The sequence below is a fragment of the Blautia sp. HCP3S3_D9 genome (genome assembly GCF_052063845.1).
In the GTDB taxonomy this organism is placed as follows: domain Bacteria; phylum Bacillota; class Clostridia; order Lachnospirales; family Lachnospiraceae; genus Blautia_A.
In genome coordinates this window covers 1-17,730 of the sequence record NZ_JBQHWS010000074.1, presented here as the reverse complement: position 1 = coordinate 17,730, position 17,730 = coordinate 1, and the positions used below count along the sequence as shown (strand labels likewise).

Here is a 17,730-nt window from a genome sequence, read left to right as displayed (position 1 = left end):
ACATTATGAGTTTCAGACGCTTGCTTATCTGGCACAACATCCGGGATGGGTATTCTCCAAAGAACAAATTTACGAAGCAGTTTGGAAGGAGAATCCAAAGCACTGTGGCAGCGCTGTGATCAGCCGGCTCAGACGGAAGATTGGAGATGGGTACATAGAAGATGTGGTGAATAGCGGGTATAAGTTTGTAGGATGAGAAATGAGATAAAGACAGAGCCAGTTGCTGCGTGTTGGAGTGATTTGGCACCTTGTAGAAATATGAGGTGCCATTAAACATTGTGGGTAAATATTTTAATGTTTAGTTTCCAGTGGATGGAAAATTAGTGGTGTGGTAGAATATAAATTGATAATTTATTATAGAGGTACGGGTGATATTATGAGGGATGAGTTTACACAGGCTACAAAAGATTTGCTGGCGAATAGAGTGGGGTGGAAATGTAGTAATCCAAACTGTAGAAAGGGAACTCGTGGAGCAGCAATTGAGAAAGAAGATATCATAAATATTGGAGTGGCAGCCCATATAACAGCGGCATCAAAGGGTGGACCGAGATATGATGAAAGTTTGACTTCACATGAAAGAAAATCATATGATAATGGAATATGGCTGTGCCAATCTTGCTCAAAACTGATTGACTCAGATGTTGACCGATACACGGTCGATAAGCTGAAGAAATGGAAAGAACTATCAGAAGAGATGGCTATTTTAGATATGGAAGAAAGTGGAGAGAGCGGAAATAGTAAAGACAGAGATATTTTGATGTTTTTTCTTCAATGTTTTGATAGGCCGGCATTTAGAGATCCAATATATCAAGAGGGATGCATGGAGGATTTTGATGAGGCTATTGCAGACACAATATTAGCCCTGAATACCGGGATACTTAGAACCAGGGATGGTCATATCATTAAGGAATCTTCTGGAAAATCTGCTTTATCTAATAATAAATGGAAAGAAAAATTGGATGTTATTGGAGATATGCTTTCTGCATTAAGGAAAAGATTAAAAATAGCAAAAACTGCTGGTGCTTATTCAATGTATGGTAAAGGAAATGTTATGTATTATTTTTATGACAGGGAATTGGAGGAGTGGTTTGATTCGACAAGATGTGAAATTTTGAAAGTATTATCCGATGTGTGTGAAGATGCGGGCTTGGAGGGATTAAGATTTCCGAAACATAAAGAGTACTGGTAATAATAGATACATATAGAATGATTAAAAAGGTGTAGATATTTTGCTGATTAACTGTTATGGAGAAGTGTTATGAATAAAAAATATCAGATATTTGTGAGCTCTACATATAATGATTTAAAATATGAGCGTCAAGTTGCAATTGATACGATTATGAAACTACGGCAGATACCGGCTGGTATGGAATTATTCTCTGCCACTGGAGAAAATCAATTTGAAATGATTAAGCCGGTTATCTATGAATCAGACTATTATTTGTTAATTGTAGCAGGAAAATATGGCACAATTTGTGAAGATACCGGTCTCAGCTATACGGAGATGGAATATGATTTTGCAGTCCAAAATCACAAGCGTGTGATTGCCTTTGTTAATGATGATCCAGATAATTTGCCATTTAGTGATAGAGAAGTAACAGATAAAATGCGGAGAAAGTTGAAAAAATTCCGTAAGAAGGTTATGACAAACAAAATGGTAAAAATGTGGCATGATAAGGAAGAATTATTCCAGAGCATTCCCATAAGTATAAGTACAGTTATTGAAATGTATCCATCTAATACTTGTTGGATTCACGTGGATGAAAATGATATCTATACTCCTATTGGAAACTATGTTGCATTAAAAGAATGGCTCCAAATAGAAATGAAAGATAATGTTGAACTTTATTATAATAATTTGGAAAAGTCTGTTCTTCAGCTTAAGAAAGAAGCAACTGGATTATGTCTTGCAATAGATGTTCCTAAGAAGAGTGCAGAGCCATACTTAGATGAGTTCGCTGGGTTCAGCATTAGAATGACATCTGAAACCAGAGATTGGGTAAGATATGTTCTTAATGAATATCATCTGTTGATTGATTATTCTTTAAAGGCGGACGAAAAAATTAGCATGTGGATAGAAATTAAAGGTTATTCGATTGAAATGTATAAACAGGCATTTCCATTGGAATCAGGAGAAAAAAAGAGGATATCAATTTCTCTTAAAGATTTTATGGAAGATGCTGACGATTGGAAGAAAATTAAGGAGATATGTTTGGTATTTAGACCGGTGGAAAAGAGAACAACTGGTATGTTAGAGATGCATGGCGTAAAATTGGGAAGATAAGAAATTTTGAATGTGATTAGCTATATAGATATTCATTGGCGTACCGTCTTACTGGCTTGCGTACCATAAATTGATACAATGCACCCTTTGAGCGTTGAGGGTTCAAATTTAACGATTACCCATACTCAAAAAACGATAAGGGTGCATTTGCCTCGTATTTATGGTATTCTATGGTAAAACACAGCGATAAAATATGATTTTCAGGAAAGGTGAGGTATTGATTATGAGCAAGGTATTAGTAGCGTATTTCAGTGCCAGTGGAGTAACAGCGAAACTGGCGAAGCGGCTTGCAGAAGCCATCGGAGCAGATTTACATGAGATTCAGCCGGAGATTCCATATACGGATGCCGATCTGGACTGGATGGATAAAAAGAGCCGCAGCAGTGTGGAAATGAATGATAAGTCTTTCCGTCCGGCTGTTGCAAATAAAGTGGAAAACATGGAGCAGTATTCCGTGATTTTCACAGCCTTCCCTATCTGGTGGTACGTTGCCCCGACTATTGTGAACACGTTTCTGGAGCAGTATGATTTGTCCGGGAAGACGATTATTCCTCTGGCAACTTCGGGCAGCAGCGGTATGGGGAGCACAAACAAGGAATTGGCGGTTTCCTGTCCGGGAGCAGAATTAAAGGAAGGAAAGCGATTCTCAGCAGATGCAAGTGCGGAAGAACTGAAAGCATGGGCAGAAGGGTTTGGAATTTAATAGGAAGCTGTTATACAATCCAGTATAGCGGGTACATAGAAATTGTTGTCAGGAGCAAGTATTGGTTTGTAGGTGTGGGAGAATGAAAGCAGAGGCGGTTGCTCCGTGTTGGAGTGGCGGTCTCTGTTTCACCTCTTAGTTGAAAAGAGCGGCGAGTTACGGTATAATGCCGATTAAGATTTATGTTTAGAGGTGCTGTCATGTATCATATTTTAATCATAGAAGATGATGTGGAAATCAACAGACTCCTGACTGAGTTTTTAGAGGAAAATGGATATTATGTAGTCAGTCAGTATAATGGGCTTCACATTTTAGATATTTTGCAAGAAAATAAAATTGACCTGGTTTTATTGGATATTATGCTCCCATATAAGAGCGGCGACTCAGTTCTTGCGGATATTCGTAAGCAGTCCACAGTTCCGGTGATCATCATTTCTGCGAAAGGAACCACTCAGAATAAAGTTGATCTGCTGCGGTTGGGAGCGGATGATTATATTACTAAGCCTTTTGACATGGAAGAAGCACTTGCCAGGATAGAAAGCAATCTGCGCCGGATACAGTTTCAGATGAAACCACAAAGGCAGCTCCAATATAAGAATCTGATATTGGATGTTGAAAAGAATACGGTTCATTTAGCAGGACAGGAGCTGATGCTGACTGCAAAGGAGTACGGCATTCTGGAATTACTTCTGAAATATCCGGATAAAGTTTTTTCAAAAGCGAACCTGTTTCAAAGCATATGGAATACAGAATATCTCAGTGAAGATAATACTCTGAATGTGCATATTAGTAATCTGCGAAATAAAATGAAATCAGTTTCTCCAGATGAGGAATATATAGATACTGTTTGGGGGATCGGCTATCGTTTGCATCAAGGCTGAGGGAAAGAAACCTCAGCTTTATTTATTCTTTACTGTTTTCTTTGTTCATTTAAGAAATTCTTTATAGTTTCGTTTTAGACTATAAAGGCAAAGGAGGCTGATACAATGAATGAAATCATCTTAGAAACAAGGGGTCTTACGAAAGTTTATAAGCAGACGGCCGCTTTAAACCACATTGATCTTAAAATAAAAAGAGGTAAAATTTATGGTTTTATAGGTCAAAACGGAGCTGGAAAGACTACATTGCTGCGCCTTGTAACCGGATTAGCTTTTCCTACCAGTGGAGAACTGTATTTATGGGGAAAGACCGGAAACAAGGAATTACAGGAGCAGAGAAAACGGATCGGGTGCATGATAGAAACACCAGCCCTTTTTCCAAATCTGACTGCTTATCAAAATATGGAGGTACAGCGTATTCAGCGGGGGATACCAGACAGGGCTGTAATTGAAAAATGTCTGGAAACAGTGGGGATAAAAGAAACAGGAAAAAAGACAGTACGCAATTTTTCACTGGGTATGCGCCAGAGACTTGGGATTGCCATTGCCCTCTTGAACACTCCGGAATTTTTGATTTTGGATGAACCGATCAACGGGCTCGATCCCGCTGGCATTGTGGAAATCCGAAATCTATTGAAATCTCTGAACAAAGAGTACGGTATGACAATTCTTGTCTCCAGCCACATTCTGGAAGAATTGTACCAGACTGCTTCGGAATTTATCCTGATAGACAGAGGGAAAATTATTGAAGAATTATCGGATAAGGAACTGAATGAACGATGCAAACGGCATATTGCGATCAAAACAACGAATCCGGAAAGTGCCTTGCTGGTTCTTGAAGATAAACTGAATACGGACAATCTGCAGCTTATGCCGGATGGAACGATCCGCTTATACGATCATTTGGATAACACTGAGACGGTAGCAAAGATATTATCTGATGCACACATCCTTGTCACAGGATTGCATATTTCGGGAGATACGTTGGAAGATTATTTCTTGAAAAAAGTTGGAGGAAAATCCCATGAATAATCTTTTAAAAGCGGAAAGCTATAAGCTTTTGCATAATAAGAGTTTTTGGGGACTGTTTCTTTTTTCTTTTGTATTGGGAAGTATTATGCTGTTTGACAGTAATAGACTGACGGATGATATGCTGGATGCTTCGCTTTATAACATCCCTCTGATGTATTTTTTAATTATTATCTTAGCTGTTCCATTTATCGGTGAAGACTTTGGAAATCGAACGATTCATAGTTTTGTCAGTGGAGGACATAAAAGGATGGATGTCTTACTGGCAAAAACGGTTATATATTTATCAGCAAGTGAAGGGATTTTAGCAGGTCCACTGCTTTTTCATAGTTTCATTGGCATAGTCATGGGAAGCGTAGAAGTGGTAGCCGTAACAGAGTTCCTGGAGAAGATAGGTCTTATTTTGATTGCGGTGCTTGCAATGGGAATGCTGCCGCTGGCGGTTGCTTTCGTTTTTAAAGATATAGGAAGAACATTGGCAATTCCTATGGCATTGTTCTTTTTAATGATTTTTGCGTTGAATAGTGATTATTCAAGTCAGATTGCGGTGCTTCTGCCAATGGGCCAGTTAAGGCTTTTATCGTTAAATGAACTTTGGGTTTCTAAAATAATGATCCTTGGGATTGATGTACTTTGGATTTTCCTGCTGTATATCATCTCCTATATCGGGCTGCGCCATTGTGATCTGAAATAAGGGAGGGAAACAGATTGAATAATTTATTAAAAATGGAACGCTACCAGCTAGTCCATAATAGGGTTTATTGGGGTGGAATACTTGGAGTTTTCCTACTTGGTTTTATAACCGCGGATACTTATGTACCGGAAGTGATGGGGCCTTCAGGTGGTGCGGCGCAATCACTTGTGGATATTTTTAATGGGATGGTCTATGACTCTACTTTTTTGCTGATTCTTATTTGCAGCATACTTTCTTTGATATTAGGACAGGAATTTACATGGCGCACGATCAGTCAGGAGATATGTGTCGGGCACACAAGGCAGCAGATCTTTGCGAGTAAGATCATTTCCTATCTGGCAGCATTTAATATCATGGCTATCGTATATCCTGTTGCCGGATGTATACGGGAATACGGGAAATTTGGGATTGGAGATATTGGATTCTTTTTCTATAATGTAGTAAAAGCAGTTGTGTATTCTTTCGTTCTGAACAGCGCCGTATTTCTGATCGCTGTGTTTTGCTGCTATTGGTTCAGGAATAGTTCAAAGGCAGTTGCGTTTACAGCAGGTAGTACCTTTGTTCTTAGCCTGTATCTTGGATATGGTATGAAACTTGGATTTCCAGTTGCATTTCTGCCAACCTTTCAAGTGAGGGAGGCAATCAGCAGCCAAGCCTTCATCCTGCCAGGAGCGCTAATTATAGGAGCAGCCTGGATTATAGTCCTTATTGTACTTGCATGGAATAAATTCTGCAAATGCGATCTGAAATGAGAGTAGGGAGGTGGATGGCATAATTGGAATTATTATTCTTTCGTTGGTATTGTTCTTTTTGCTGATAAAGCATCTTATGCTGAAAAAGCAGATAAAAAATATTTCCAGGCAGTTAGATTTGCTGTCCCAGGGCAAGACTGAAAAAATGCTTGATATTTCTTTGATTGACAGGGATTTAGAAAAACTTGCAGGAACGCTGAACCGTTACTATGACAGACAGCGTTATTCCGTAGCATGTGCTTTACAGCATGAAGAACATCTGAAAGAGTCGATTGCCAATATCTCCCATGATTTACGCACACCACTGACAGTAATTATTGGGCATTTGCAGATGCTGGAGAAAACAGATTTGTCTGGTGAGCAGATAAGACGGATAGAAACTGCATTGCACAAAGCAATAAAAATGAAAGACTTGATCAGCGCATTTTATGACCTTTCTATTATCGACTCTGATCATACAGAACCACAAGAAGAAGATATCAACCTAACAAATATGTTGATTGATTTTCTTACGGAAAGTGCGCCTCTTTTCGAGAGAAAACATATTCAACCGGAAATCATTCTGCCGGATGCGTCTGTTTTTATTTACAGTGACCGCGATATGGTAGAGCGTATTCTTCAGAACCTTTTAACAAATGCAGTACGATATTCAAGTGGAAAAATTCAAATCCGTCTATGCAGATCAGAGGAGAGCAGGGTGACTTTATATATGGACAATTCAGTTCAGGACGTTGGGAAATTTGATGTGGACAGATTATTTGAACGATTTTATACAGGGGACAGTTCGAGACATGGTGAAAGTACCGGATTGGGACTTGCCATTGTAAAGATACTTGTAGAAAAAATCGGCGGCAGTATATCAGCCAGTGTAGAATCCGATATATTATCCATACAGTTGATATTTTAGGGTGGTGATGCAACATAGGAAAAGTAATGGTGATGACATTCTCAGACTCAGAAGAACACATTATGAGTAGAATTCTTGCGGCAGTGGAAAATGAGCCGACAATGGAACACATCCAAAATCCAGTTCCAGACATCCTTACCTTCCCTAACCTGGAAATCAATATCAATGAACAGACTGTATACCACAATGGCATCCCTGTTTCTCTTACCCACCATGAGTTCTTCACATTACTTTATCTGGCTCGACACCCATCTTGGGTTTTTAGTAAAGAGCAAATCTACGAAGCAGTCTGGGAAGAGAATCCAAAGCAATGCGGAGCGTCGGTAGCGAATGTGGTGTACTCGATTAGAAGGAAAATAGGAGAGAGGTACATAGAAACAGTGATTGGCAGCGGGTACCGGTTTGTTGAATAGAAGAAGCCCGGAGTACAGTGTGGAAAATGCACAGTATTCCGGGCTGCGTCTTATAATCATTAAATTCGCATACTGCGTTTCCCCAAAAGTTATCAATATAGACTTATAATTGACCCATAAAGTTATCTTTCATGACAACGAATAATAAGAAATCTATGGTAACATCCTACCCGTAGTGGTAAATTATTCTACAGGAAAGGGTGCGAATCATGGAAAACGAAATATATGAAAAAGACTATGGAGAGGAATTCCGGCAGCGAAGCGATAAGTCAGAGGGAAAGGATTTTCTGGACACATTAATGGAGGTTGGATTTTTTCAGAAGTACCAGGAAGAAATGGACAAAATCCCAAAGCGTGTGGTTCCCAAAGAAAAAGTAGATTATGAATACCTGCTTGGCGAGTGTGACGCTTACGTCCGGCAGTTCGGAGGAAGAATCCGGGGCGAGGTGGATTACCAGAAATGGCAGGCGACCATTGATCTGTACCTGGAACATTTTGAGTTCTGTGACCGGGAGGCACTGACGCTGTTAAAAGAGATCGCAGAGCGGGCGGAGAATGTGACGTTTTCGATAAAAGATGGTATGTTGAGAATGACAGTATTTATTGGGTATTTTGATGAAGTGTATTAAAAATGGTTGCTGGCACATGAGAAGTTTCATGTATCAGCAGCTTTTTTATCACAGCAAAGGCATACTGCCTGTGAGTTTGCTGATATTCTTTGCCTATATTTTTTATGTGTATGTTTCCGAAGTGGGGATGGGGTTATGCGAAAAGGTTAAATAACAGAGTTGTACGAAATTGTATGAATATGGAACTGTAAAACAAACCGCTGGAGCATGAGGATTTTCTATGTACCAGCGGTTTGTTGCTGACTCGGCCTATCGCAGCAGTGGCATACTGCCTGTAAGCTTATTGACTTTTTTCTTAGGGTCGTAGATGGCAAGACCGAAGTATTGCAGAGTGCTTCTGACACGTTTCCCATTTTTTTGAAAGTGAACGTCAAATCGGCTCCTGCTTTTCTCTGGTAAAAGGTTTTTACGGTTCACTCAACCTTCTGTACCTTACCAGCATGGATTTCTTGCAGGTGGCGCAGTAGATGATGCCATGAAAGAGATTGTAAAACGGGCAGTTGTTCTCCAGCATGATCACAAGTCTGCGGTCAATCAGTTCCTGTACCTTTTCCCATTTTCCCGTGTGACGATTGCAGCATGGTAGCCTCTCAATGACTTCCCATTCCTCACAGGGAATGATGTTATAGGTATTGGAGCTGATGCTCTTCTAGTGTATCCGGCAGACCAGAAGTGCGCCTTTGTAAATTAAAGGCTAATAGCAAGATATTTCCCACTCCAATGTTTACCATTCAACTTTTTCAAAAATTGAAACCGATAAGGCGAAAGAACCTAAATATGCCACGGCAGCAATTACTATAATAACCAGCAAACTCAAATAATACTTTGCATCTGAAACGCCTCCCTCGCCTGCTACAATATTAATAAGCAAACTAAAACCTAAAATAATCGCTATTGCTCCTAATACGGCTAACACCATAATTATTTCTGTCTTATCGTCTCCCCATAAATAGTACAGCGGATATGCAATGGCTCCTATAAAAAATGTCAAAATCCCACCACTTAATATTAGTGTAATCGCATCCCTGAAACCATAATAGAAATAAACATTTCCATGAATTATAACAGCAATTCCCATAAAAACAGCAACCACCAACACACCAATAGCCCCCGCTATTGCATGGCTGACATATTGACTTTTGACTATATCTTTTCTCTTTACCGGCAGTGTTATTTTATATTTTCCCCATTTAGATGCACTTTCTTTTCTCAAACATGAGATTGCAAGCAACGCCATGATCGGGGCCGGTATAAACGCAAAAATACTAACCATAGCAGCATCCCCGATAACTTCAAAAATACTTCCTACGATAATAATAGCTGTAAACAATACTTTCATATTTCCGGCAACACCATAGAAATTGTTTTTTAATAATCCGTTCATTCCCTCTCCCCCTTTATCAAAAGCAACATAATTTCATCAATAGTTGCATGGTCTATCATTACATTTTGATACTTTTTTATCGCTTTATCCCTATTTGACACAAGTACATCCGTCTGGTAATCACGCTTACGCCATGCAATCCTGTCTGTTTTATCCAATGCTGCAAACTGTTTATCACTGCATCGCATAATTCCATAATGGTAAACCAATTCATCTTTTGCTTCTGTCATAATAATTTTCCCATTATGGATAAACGTAATATAATCAGCGATTTTTTCCAAATCGCTTGTAATATGCGAAGAAAGCAATATCGAATGATTTTCTGTGCCAACAAAATCCAAAAATACATCTAGCATCTCATCCCGCATAACCGGATCAAGTCCGCTGGTTGCTTCATCCAAAATCAGTAAGTCCGGATGATGGGAGAGTGCCGCTGCAATCGCCAACTTCATTGTCATGCCCTTTGAATAAGTCTTAATCTTTTGTTTTCTGTTAAGACCAAAATCTCTAAGGTATTTTTCAAAAAGGTTATTATCCCATTTCCGGTAAATCTCTCTCATAATATTTCCCAGTTGTTCTGCGGAAAAATAGCCCGGAAAATTGTCTCCGTCATAGACAACGCCTATTTTTTCCCGGATTTCAACATCTTCATCCTTCATTTCCCGGTTAAACAATTTGATTGTGCCTGAATCTTTAAAAAGTGTATTTAAAATACAGCCAATCGTGGTAGATTTACCTGCACCGTTTTCACCAACAAATCCCATGATAGAGCCACTCGGCACCGAGAACGTAATTTTTTCTAGAGTAAAACCCGATTTTTGGTAAGTCTTTGATACATTTTCCAATTCTAACGCATAATCCATTTTATTCATCCTCCATATAAAACATTTCCAACAATTCCTTTAGTTTTTCCAAAGAAATATTGTTCGTCCGCCCTATATCTGCGGCGGTCTGCAAATATTCCTCTGCTCTGCGTAACTGTTCTTCCCTATAAAATTCCTTGTTTTGTGCAGATACAAAACTTCCTCGCCCTACAGCAGTCTCTATAAAACCGTCTCTCTGCAAGTCCTCATATGCTTTTTGGACAGTGATTACACTGACATGAATAGACTTTGCCAAGGCCCGCATAGAAGGTATTGTATCTCCTGCTTGCAGCTCTCCACTCATAATCATTGCTTTAATTTGCGAAGTAATCTGTTCATATATTGGTTTGTCTACATTATTACTAATGATAATTTCCATGTATATACCTTCTTATCAATGTACTTATTGAACAAGTACATTATATTCATTCTTTGCAGTTTTGTCAACACTGATAGAACACATTGTATAAATAATATAAAAGTGGACAACAATTCAGAAAAAGAAGCCCCCACCTTTTCGCATAACTAAGAGGGTGTCATAACTTTTCCGCAAAACGGAAAATGTGATTGTACCTTTTCGCAAAAGAGGTTTAGATATATCAATAAGGCTGGTGAAGGTTTGTTAGATCGAAAATGGAATTGTGATGCTCTTGTTTATGCCACATTCTTGTTCATTGTTTATTTGTTGATAATTCCATGTTAAAATGTCCTTGAGGTGAGAAAATGCAGTATAAAATTTTGATTGTGGATGATGACAGGGAAATGCTCAAAATGCTCAAGAGCTTTTTTGAGATAAAAAAATATTCTATATTTACGGCAGAAGATGGGATGGAAGCAATGAAGATGTTGGCAGTAGATCCGGACATCATATTATTGGATGTGAATATGCCGCAGCTTGATGGAATGGAGGTTTGCCGCAGAATCAGAGACAAAGTGGCCTGTCCTATTTTGTTTTTGACCGCAAGGGTGGATGAACAGGACAGAGTGAATGGGCTGCTGTCCGGTGGAGATGATTATATTTTAAAACCATTCAGTTTGAAAGAGCTGGATGCAAGGATTACCGCGCATTTAAAACGTGAAGAACGTCATAAAACAAAATCAGAGTATCGCTTTCAGGGTGAACTCCTGATCGATTATACGGCAAAAACGGTGCAGATCAATGGGAATGATCTGGAATTGACAAAACTGGAGTATGGGATTATTGAATTTTTATCTATGAATCCGGGACTTGTTTTTGACAAAGAAAGAATCTATGAAAAAGTCTGTGGATATGATGGAGAGGGAGACAGCCGGGTGGTTACAGAACTGATACGAAGAATCCGAAAGAAAATGAGTCTGCAGACGGAGAAAGAGTATATCGAAACGGTATGGGGGATGGGATATAAATGGACAAAATAAAAAATCTTTCTGTCAGAAAAACAATCCTCCTGTATTTGGCGGTTGGTTTGATCTGCAGCTTTCTTTTATCGGCTGTGGTTGTGAAAATTGCCACTTACACACAGGAACAGATCTGGTGGAACTATGTGGATCAGGATAAATATTTTGAAGTAGTGAACGAGGAAGAAAGAGGGAAACCTTATTATAGAGCAGAGATTCCCAGGCCATCCTCTTCGGATATGAGCAGTGCGGACCGTAGCATCTCTGAGTTTTGTGATTTTTTGCAAACATATGTTGCTTTGATTTTATCTGCTACGGCATCTTGTGCATCTGTTTTCCTTTTTTATAAGCATAAACTGAAACAGCCTATTGAAGAACTGGAACAGGCATCCAAACGGATTGCAGGAAATGATCTGGATTTTCATATCACTTATGAAAATCAGGATGAAATGGGACGTTTGTGCGGGGAATTTGAGAGGATGCGGGAGCAGCTTGCCCAGAATAATCAGGAGTTATGGCGGATGGTTGAAGAAGAAAGAGCTCTCCGGGCAGCGATTGCACATGATATCCGATCTCCTTTATCTGTCCTGAAAGGATATCAGGAGATGCTGATGGATTATCTTCCGGATGGAACCGTTGATACAAAGACCGCAATGGAAATGCTGTCGGAAAGTTGGAAGCAGATTCAACGCATGGATCATTTTGTGGAAACTATGAGGAAAATGAGCAGCCTGGAACAAAGGACGTTATTAAGCTGCCCAATTACAGCAGAAGAAATGAAAGCGGATATTATGGCAGAACTTGTGGTACTGGAAGCGAAGAAGGAAAAACAGGTTATTCTGAAATTGAAGGAGGCTACAGATGTTTTTCAGGGGGACAAGGAAGTAATCCTTGAAGTTACAGAAAACTTGCCGTCCAATGCTCTGCGGTATGCGAAAGCGCAGATAATAGTGAATGTTTTCGTAACGCAACAGGAGCTAAAAATCAGCGTGGAGGATGATGGAAGTGGTTTTGACAGTGACATGGAGATGGTCACAAAAGCATTTTATCAGCAGAATGTAAAAGACAGCCTGAATCATGCAGGAATGGGAATGTATATCAGCAGACTGTATTGTGAGAAGCATGGAGGCCGCCTTGTATTGGAAAACAGGACAACAGGCGGGGCTGTAGTGACAGCAATATTTCGCCGGATCGTGTAAACGGTCCGGTAATTTTTTTCGTTTCTTTTTTTGTATTGTCTTTTTGTTGTGATTTGAGATCTACAATAAACACATCAAAAAGAAAGAGGTGACGGCTATGAGTGTCATTATGAGAAGAGAGATTAAAAACTTTCTAAAAAGGCCATTGTTTTGGGTCGGTGTGTTTATTGTAGTTTTAGGGGTGTTCCAGGATGTCCGGCCTTATTTGGGGATTTCTTATGTATCCTCTGATAAGGAGATATCTTTGAATACTCCGTCAACGATTGATGATGCAGATATTACAGACGGATATATTCCCACAAATGAAGAAGACAGGCGGAAAATGTGGGAGGAAGGAATACAGAAGAATCTTGTATCCGAGTTTGAAATGGGGCAGGAAGAAGCAGAAGCTGTGATAGAGGAAATGAAAGGAATGGATATTCAGGAAGCGTGTGAGTATCTGGAAACAAAGTATCACTATTACAGCGCACTTTATGCCTACGAAGATACGGAACTGCATCAAGGAACAGCGGAAGAAATCAATTCCTATATTGAGGATAAATTGGAATCACATCCTTTTTCGTACTATTTTTCCAGGAAATTTGCGGATTTTTCCGGGCTTTATATGGGTTTTTTTGCGGCTGTCATGCTTGCGGCCCTGTTCTGGCAGGATACCAGAAAAAATACTTATGAGCTATTGCATACAAAGCCGGTTCGGGCGGGACAGTATGTGCTTGGAAAAGTGGCAGGAGGCTTTTTTGTCTGCCTGATTGTGCTGGCGATTTTAAATCTCATATTCTGGGCGGCTTGCTACATCTTTACAAAAGGCAGCGGTTTTGAGGTGAATCTGGTTGATTTCCTTGTGGCAACGGGGCTTTACATTTTGCCGAATATGCTGATGATCGTATGTGTATATGGTTTGATTTCCCTGTTGTTTAAAAACCCGTTGCCCGCAGTACCGCTCCTGATCTTATATATGGTATATTCCAATACAGGCAGCAGAAATGCGGAAGGGGTATATGGTTATTATGGAAGGCCGCTGGCTATTATGGTGCGGTTTCCCGGTCGGTTCTTTGATACCGCGGAGCCGCCGATGGTATTGCTGAATCAAAGTTTTCTGATACTGGCAGCGATAGTGATCATTCTGATCTGTATACAGCTATGGAAAAGGAGGCGGATGTAATGGGGAAGGAAGCGAAGATCTGTTTATCCCTCTACAAGATCATATATTCCCTTTTTTTCGTGAGCATTTTATGTGTAGTCCGGGGAGTGAGTTTTACAAATGAAATAGGAGTTGCGTTGGAGCCTCCGTTGGCCTTACTTGCAGCAGTGTTCTGCGCAGATACTTATGTACAGGAAATCATCAGCAAAAGGGCAGAAGTAGAACGTCTGTATCCGGTAAAAAACAGGACACTTTCTATCATGAAGAGGATGATGGTGCAGGAAGGTTATCTGTTTCTTCTTGCTGTGGCAGGTTATGGAATGTATTGTATCATTCAAAAACCGCTCTCGCTTTATGGAATACAGATTGTAATAAAAGATGAACTGAAAATGTTTTTGGTGTATCTGGCAGCTATTGCTGTTACCCTTATTTTCTGGGGGCTTTTATCCCATACTCTGTCTTGTTTGTTTCGTAATATGTGGGCGGGGATCGGCTGCTCCTTAATCCTGTGGATTACAACAAACTCAACGGTTGGGGATCGGCTGTTAGGAAAATGGAATGTATTCTCTTATACATTCAGAAATATAGAAGATAATGGGGATTTGAATTGGATATGCGGGAAAATGATTTGTGTGTGTTTGATTCTGCTTATGGGCGTTATGCTGCCTGAAATCATAAAGAAAAGAGGATAGAGCTATGAGTATTAAGATAAATGATTTGACAGTAACTTTTAAAAACGGAGTGACGGCGATCGATTATGCCGATCTGGAAATCCCCAAAGGGCTGTTCGGATTGTTAGGGGAAAACGGTGCCGGAAAAACTACATTAATGCGGGTACTGACAACGGTATTAAAACCTACGGGTGGAACTGTTACGCTGGATGGGATGTTATACAGTGAAGGGAATTATGAGAAAATCCAGAGAAAGATCGGGTATCTTCCCCAGGAGATTGAACTTTATCCGAATCTGACCGTGCAGGAATGTCTGGAATATATGGGAGATTTGGCTGGTGTACCGAAAAAAGCGTGTAAGGAGCGTATCCGGTATTATCTGAAAAAAACCAGTCTGACAGAACATCGCAGGAAAAAAATGCGCCAGCTTTCCGGAGGAATGAAACGAAGAGTCGGACTGATACAAGCACTTTTAAACGAACCGGAATTTTTAATTATTGACGAGCCAACCACTGGCTTAGATCCGGAGGAACGTATCCGTATCCGTAATCTGTTGGTGGATTTTTCGGAAGACCGCACGATCCTGTTTTCTACTCATGTTGTGGAGGACCTGGTAGCGACCTGTAATCAGCTTGCGGTGATGAAAAAAGGAGCATTTCTTTATGCCGGCTCTATGCAGGAATTAATCAATGAAGCAAAAGGACATATTTGGGTTTGCAGGGTTACGGATGAAAAGCAGGCTAGGGAGTTAGAGAAGAAATATCATGTTTCCTCTAAACAGTATGTGGATGGAGAATTGCAGATAAAACTGATCAATAAGGAAAAACCGGACATTGATTGTATTCCGGTATCTGCAACGCTAGAGGATGCCTATATCTATATTACCAACAAACAGTAGCATGCCTGTTCATACTTATGGAAGAATTGCTGATATGGGCGGTTATAACAAAGAGCGAAAAGGAGTAGCTGTACAGTCTGCCAGAACGATAAATTCCAATTATGTTTTTTGGATTTTTGATGTATAACACAGACAAAATTATTTTCTCATTTGGGTTCATTATGTTTTTTAACTCCTTGAATTTTCTAAGAAGGGACAAATAACCAATCTACGGTAACTGAAAATACACAAATAATAGAGGAGTAGTTGTTATTTGAAGAAATAGGCGGAGGTGATGTTGGTTGGAACGATAGAAATAGTGATGAGGAAGATTGCTCCCTCCGGGAGCGTTTCAGAAACCGTGCTGGTTTCGCTGCCGGGTGCGGAATCCCAGGAAGCCACCCATAGTTCCGATATTCTCACCTTCCCCAACCTGCAAATCCGCATCAACGAACAGTCCGTCTACCACAATGGCATTTCCGTCCCTCTCACTTACCATGAGTTCTTCACGTTACTCTACTTAGCATCCCACCCGTCCTGGGTTCTCTCGAAAGAGCAGATCTACGAAACAGTCTGGAAAGCGGCCCCGGAGCATTGCGGGGCGGCGGTGGCGAATGTGGTGTATTCCCTTAGACGGAAGATCGGAGATGGGTACATAGAAACAGTGGTTGGGAGCGGGTATCGGTTTGTGGGCGCGGGAGAATAAAAACAGAGGCGGTTGCTCCGTGTTGGAGTGGCTGGCCTCTGCTTTTTCAGATTATTCCTGGAATAGCAAGATGATAATGTTTATAGCACGAAATGTCATGGTTGGGTTTCAGTAGAAAAAATTATATATCCGTGTTATACTATTGACGTATTTTTGAACATAACTATTGTATTCGGAGTGTGATTATAATGAAAAAACTTTTAATTACAACAGCAAAAACCCTTTTTTATTTTATTGGGTGGGCATTACTTGCAGGTTTAATTCCCTTGCCGGATGCTGAAAGTCCTGCTATTTGGAGATTTTGGGCAGAACTCATTCCCTTTCTCTGCATTGTAGGAATAAGTCTTTTATTTTGGCTTATTGAAAAGCGGAAAATACAAATTTTTCCCATTTGTCACGTTGCTAAAGATTGTGTTATAGGAATTTTAGGTGGTGCTGTTTGGTTAGGCTTAACTTTTTTAATCATGTTGTTTTTGGGAGTGTTGAAAGTAGAAAGTAGCAATGCCGTCTCCTTGTTATGGCTTTGGATTTTTTCAGTTTTCATTAACACTGTAATGCAGGAACTCCTTGTTCGTGGGTACTTGTACCAGATGATAAAAGTAAATTACAATGTAACTGCTGCAACAATCATATCAAGCGCATTGTTTACATTCATGCATGGCGGAGCCTTTGAAGCTGGAATAATTCCTGTTCTAAATGTGCTTTCTATGAGCCTTTTGATGACAGTTATTTTAGAATATACGCAATCACTTCTCGCACCAATAATAATGCACTTTTTTTGGAATACTGTCGGTGCTATTATTTTAGGCGGAGTATCTCTGGCTGAAGACTATCCTCATGTTCTTACAACTGTATTTAGCGGGAGTGCATTTTTGTCTGGCGGCATTTACAAGATGGAAGGCAGTATCGTTGTACTTTTTTTAAATCTGATTTTAATTGCTGTGTTTATGGTTTTACATACGAAAAAAAGAAAAGCGTAAAACTGTCTATATTATACGGTCGAGTTGTAGAGCAGAGTCGTTTTTTCTTGGCTCTGATTATGTTGTATAGTAGATTCGGTTCTGGCTTATACCTGCAGCATTTAAGCAGCGGTGGCGAATGTGGTGTATTCCCTTAGACGGAAGATCGGAGATGGGTACATAGAAACAGTGGTTGGGAGCGGGTATCGGTTTGTAGGATAGATGATATGGCAGAGACAGTTTTGTATGAACTGTTTCTGTCTT

At 39.9% G+C, this 17,730-nt stretch carries 23 protein-coding genes; 18 read left to right on the top strand and 5 right to left on the bottom strand.

Annotated features, from left to right (window positions below; genetic code table 11):
• The 11 genes from ACTNES_RS13470 to ACTNES_RS13420 all read left to right on the top strand — a co-directional run.
• Positions 1-196 (top strand): winged helix-turn-helix domain-containing protein (locus tag ACTNES_RS13470; protein ID WP_441039650.1); only part of this gene is annotated, 196 nt, incomplete at its 5' end.
• Between the two features lie 132 nt (positions 197-328).
• Positions 329-1,189 carry an HNH endonuclease gene (locus ACTNES_RS13465; RefSeq protein WP_441039649.1) on the top strand — a complete coding sequence of 287 codons (861 nt, stop codon included), beginning with the start codon at positions 329-331 and terminating at the stop codon, positions 1,187-1,189.
• Positions 1,190-1,258: 69 nt separating this feature from the next.
• Complete coding sequence (locus ACTNES_RS13460) at positions 1,259-2,284, top strand: DUF4062 domain-containing protein (protein ID WP_441039647.1); 1,026 nt, start codon at positions 1,259-1,261, stop codon at positions 2,282-2,284.
• Between the two features lie 223 nt (positions 2,285-2,507).
• The gene (locus ACTNES_RS13455; RefSeq protein WP_441039646.1) at positions 2,508-2,987 is read left to right on the top strand and encodes a flavodoxin; all 480 of its coding nucleotides are present in this window, start codon (positions 2,508-2,510) and stop codon (positions 2,985-2,987) included.
• A 200-nt stretch (positions 2,988-3,187) separates the two neighbouring features.
• Positions 3,188-3,868, top strand: a complete 681-nt coding sequence (locus ACTNES_RS13450; RefSeq protein ID WP_118247199.1) for a response regulator transcription factor — start codon at positions 3,188-3,190, stop codon at positions 3,866-3,868.
• Positions 3,869-3,973: 105 nt separating this feature from the next.
• Positions 3,974-4,897, top strand: a complete 924-nt coding sequence (locus tag ACTNES_RS13445) for an ATP-binding cassette domain-containing protein (protein ID WP_118247198.1) — start codon at positions 3,974-3,976, stop codon at positions 4,895-4,897.
• A complete protein-coding gene (locus tag ACTNES_RS13440; protein WP_441039643.1) occupies positions 4,890-5,588 on the top strand; it encodes an ABC transporter permease in 699 nt (232 codons plus the stop codon). The genes ACTNES_RS13445 and ACTNES_RS13440 overlap by 8 nt, the downstream gene beginning before the upstream one ends.
• A gap of 14 nt (positions 5,589-5,602) precedes the next feature.
• Positions 5,603-6,340 (top strand): ABC transporter permease, encoded by a 738-nt coding sequence (locus ACTNES_RS13435; protein ID WP_441039641.1) that lies wholly within the window; start codon positions 5,603-5,605, stop codon positions 6,338-6,340.
• Between the two features lie 10 nt (positions 6,341-6,350).
• Positions 6,351-7,247, top strand: a complete 897-nt coding sequence (locus ACTNES_RS13430; protein ID WP_441039639.1) for a sensor histidine kinase — start codon at positions 6,351-6,353, stop codon at positions 7,245-7,247.
• 32 nt (positions 7,248-7,279) lie between these two features.
• The gene (locus tag ACTNES_RS13425; protein ID WP_441039638.1) at positions 7,280-7,660 is read left to right on the top strand and encodes a winged helix-turn-helix domain-containing protein; all 381 of its coding nucleotides are present in this window, start codon (positions 7,280-7,282) and stop codon (positions 7,658-7,660) included.
• A gap of 209 nt (positions 7,661-7,869) precedes the next feature.
• Positions 7,870-8,289 (top strand): hypothetical protein, encoded by a 420-nt coding sequence (locus tag ACTNES_RS13420; RefSeq protein WP_441039636.1) that lies wholly within the window; start codon positions 7,870-7,872, stop codon positions 8,287-8,289.
• A gap of 249 nt (positions 8,290-8,538) precedes the next feature.
• Here the strand turns inward: ACTNES_RS13420 and ACTNES_RS13415 are convergent, their stop codons facing one another.
• The 4 genes from ACTNES_RS13415 to ACTNES_RS13400 all read right to left on the bottom strand — a co-directional run bounded on the left by ACTNES_RS13415 (position 8,539) and on the right by ACTNES_RS13400 (position 10,915).
• Complete coding sequence (locus tag ACTNES_RS13415) at positions 8,539-8,706, bottom strand: DUF2000 family protein (RefSeq protein ID WP_441039634.1); 168 nt, start codon at positions 8,704-8,706, stop codon at positions 8,539-8,541.
• A gap of 307 nt (positions 8,707-9,013) precedes the next feature.
• Complete coding sequence (locus ACTNES_RS13410; RefSeq protein WP_441039633.1) at positions 9,014-9,673, bottom strand: ABC-2 transporter permease; 660 nt, start codon at positions 9,671-9,673, stop codon at positions 9,014-9,016.
• The gene (locus ACTNES_RS13405; protein ID WP_441039631.1) at positions 9,670-10,536 is read right to left on the bottom strand and encodes an ABC transporter ATP-binding protein; all 867 of its coding nucleotides are present in this window, start codon (positions 10,534-10,536) and stop codon (positions 9,670-9,672) included. The genes ACTNES_RS13410 and ACTNES_RS13405 overlap by 4 nt, the downstream gene beginning before the upstream one ends.
• Position 10,537: 1 nt before the next feature.
• On the bottom strand, positions 10,538-10,915 hold the full coding sequence (locus ACTNES_RS13400; protein WP_441039629.1) for a GntR family transcriptional regulator: 378 nt from the start codon (positions 10,913-10,915) through the stop codon (positions 10,538-10,540).
• Between the two features lie 344 nt (positions 10,916-11,259).
• Between ACTNES_RS13400 and ACTNES_RS13395 the strand changes: the two genes are divergently transcribed.
• The 5 genes from ACTNES_RS13395 (at position 11,260) to ACTNES_RS13375 (ending at position 15,822) form a co-directional block, all read left to right on the top strand.
• Positions 11,260-11,934: a response regulator transcription factor gene (locus ACTNES_RS13395; protein ID WP_441039627.1), complete on the top strand. Its 675-nt coding sequence runs from the start codon at positions 11,260-11,262 to the stop codon at positions 11,932-11,934.
• The gene (locus tag ACTNES_RS13390; RefSeq protein ID WP_441039625.1) at positions 11,922-13,112 is read left to right on the top strand and encodes a HAMP domain-containing sensor histidine kinase; all 1,191 of its coding nucleotides are present in this window, start codon (positions 11,922-11,924) and stop codon (positions 13,110-13,112) included. The genes ACTNES_RS13395 and ACTNES_RS13390 overlap by 13 nt, the downstream gene beginning before the upstream one ends.
• Before the next feature lie 97 nt (positions 13,113-13,209).
• Positions 13,210-14,274 (top strand): ABC transporter permease, encoded by a 1,065-nt coding sequence (locus ACTNES_RS13385; RefSeq protein WP_441039623.1) that lies wholly within the window; start codon positions 13,210-13,212, stop codon positions 14,272-14,274.
• Positions 14,274-14,945, top strand: coding sequence for a hypothetical protein (locus ACTNES_RS13380; protein ID WP_441039621.1), 672 nt, complete (start codon positions 14,274-14,276; stop codon positions 14,943-14,945). The genes ACTNES_RS13385 and ACTNES_RS13380 overlap by 1 nt, the downstream gene beginning before the upstream one ends.
• 4 nt (positions 14,946-14,949) lie before the next feature.
• Positions 14,950-15,822: an ATP-binding cassette domain-containing protein gene (locus ACTNES_RS13375; protein ID WP_441039619.1), complete on the top strand. Its 873-nt coding sequence runs from the start codon at positions 14,950-14,952 to the stop codon at positions 15,820-15,822.
• A 331-nt stretch (positions 15,823-16,153) separates the two neighbouring features.
• On the opposite strand, the gene ACTNES_RS13370 is transcribed toward ACTNES_RS13375, so the two are convergent.
• Positions 16,154-16,300 carry a hypothetical protein gene (locus tag ACTNES_RS13370; protein ID WP_441039653.1) on the bottom strand — a complete coding sequence of 49 codons (147 nt, stop codon included), beginning with the start codon at positions 16,298-16,300 and terminating at the stop codon, positions 16,154-16,156.
• Here ACTNES_RS13370 and ACTNES_RS13365 point away from each other — a divergent pair.
• Together ACTNES_RS13365 and ACTNES_RS13360 are read left to right on the top strand one after the other, a co-directional pair.
• Positions 16,235-16,507, top strand: a complete 273-nt coding sequence (locus ACTNES_RS13365) for a winged helix-turn-helix domain-containing protein (RefSeq protein WP_441039652.1) — start codon at positions 16,235-16,237, stop codon at positions 16,505-16,507. The genes ACTNES_RS13370 and ACTNES_RS13365 overlap by 66 nt on opposite strands.
• A gap of 188 nt (positions 16,508-16,695) precedes the next feature.
• The gene (locus tag ACTNES_RS13360; protein ID WP_235250412.1) at positions 16,696-17,487 is read left to right on the top strand and encodes a CPBP family intramembrane glutamic endopeptidase; all 792 of its coding nucleotides are present in this window, start codon (positions 16,696-16,698) and stop codon (positions 17,485-17,487) included.
• The last annotated feature ends 243 nt before the right edge of the window (positions 17,488-17,730 follow it).

Excerpts from the sequence above, each read along its gene's own strand:
- ACTNES_RS13425 (WP_441039638.1), top strand. The coding sequence starts at position 7,280 with ATGACATTCTCAGACTCAGAAGAACACATTATGAGTAGAATTCTTGCG.
- ACTNES_RS13385 (WP_441039623.1), top strand. The coding sequence starts at position 13,210 with ATGAGTGTCATTATGAGAAGAGAGATTAAAAACTTTCTAAAAAGGCCA.
- ACTNES_RS13395 (WP_441039627.1), top strand. The coding sequence starts at position 11,260 with ATGCAGTATAAAATTTTGATTGTGGATGATGACAGGGAAATGCTCAAA.
- ACTNES_RS13420 (WP_441039636.1), top strand. The coding sequence starts at position 7,870 with ATGGAAAACGAAATATATGAAAAAGACTATGGAGAGGAATTCCGGCAG.
- ACTNES_RS13360 (WP_235250412.1), top strand. The coding sequence starts at position 16,696 with ATGAAAAAACTTTTAATTACAACAGCAAAAACCCTTTTTTATTTTATT.
- ACTNES_RS13455 (WP_441039646.1), top strand. The coding sequence starts at position 2,508 with ATGAGCAAGGTATTAGTAGCGTATTTCAGTGCCAGTGGAGTAACAGCG.
- ACTNES_RS13375 (WP_441039619.1), top strand. The coding sequence starts at position 14,950 with ATGAGTATTAAGATAAATGATTTGACAGTAACTTTTAAAAACGGAGTG.
- ACTNES_RS13380 (WP_441039621.1), top strand. The coding sequence starts at position 14,274 with ATGGGGAAGGAAGCGAAGATCTGTTTATCCCTCTACAAGATCATATAT.
- ACTNES_RS13450 (WP_118247199.1), top strand. The coding sequence starts at position 3,188 with ATGTATCATATTTTAATCATAGAAGATGATGTGGAAATCAACAGACTC.
- ACTNES_RS13440 (WP_441039643.1), top strand. The coding sequence starts at position 4,890 with ATGAATAATCTTTTAAAAGCGGAAAGCTATAAGCTTTTGCATAATAAG.
- ACTNES_RS13370 (WP_441039653.1), bottom strand. The coding sequence starts at position 16,300 with ATGGTAAGTGAGAGGGACGGAAATGCCATTGTGGTAGACGGACTGTTC.
- ACTNES_RS13410 (WP_441039633.1), bottom strand. The coding sequence starts at position 9,673 with ATGAACGGATTATTAAAAAACAATTTCTATGGTGTTGCCGGAAATATG.
- ACTNES_RS13405 (WP_441039631.1), bottom strand. The coding sequence starts at position 10,536 with ATGGATTATGCGTTAGAATTGGAAAATGTATCAAAGACTTACCAAAAA.
- ACTNES_RS13390 (WP_441039625.1), top strand. The coding sequence starts at position 11,922 with ATGGACAAAATAAAAAATCTTTCTGTCAGAAAAACAATCCTCCTGTAT.
- ACTNES_RS13460 (WP_441039647.1), top strand. The coding sequence starts at position 1,259 with ATGAATAAAAAATATCAGATATTTGTGAGCTCTACATATAATGATTTA.
- ACTNES_RS13445 (WP_118247198.1), top strand. The coding sequence starts at position 3,974 with ATGAATGAAATCATCTTAGAAACAAGGGGTCTTACGAAAGTTTATAAG.
- ACTNES_RS13400 (WP_441039629.1), bottom strand. The coding sequence starts at position 10,915 with ATGGAAATTATCATTAGTAATAATGTAGACAAACCAATATATGAACAG.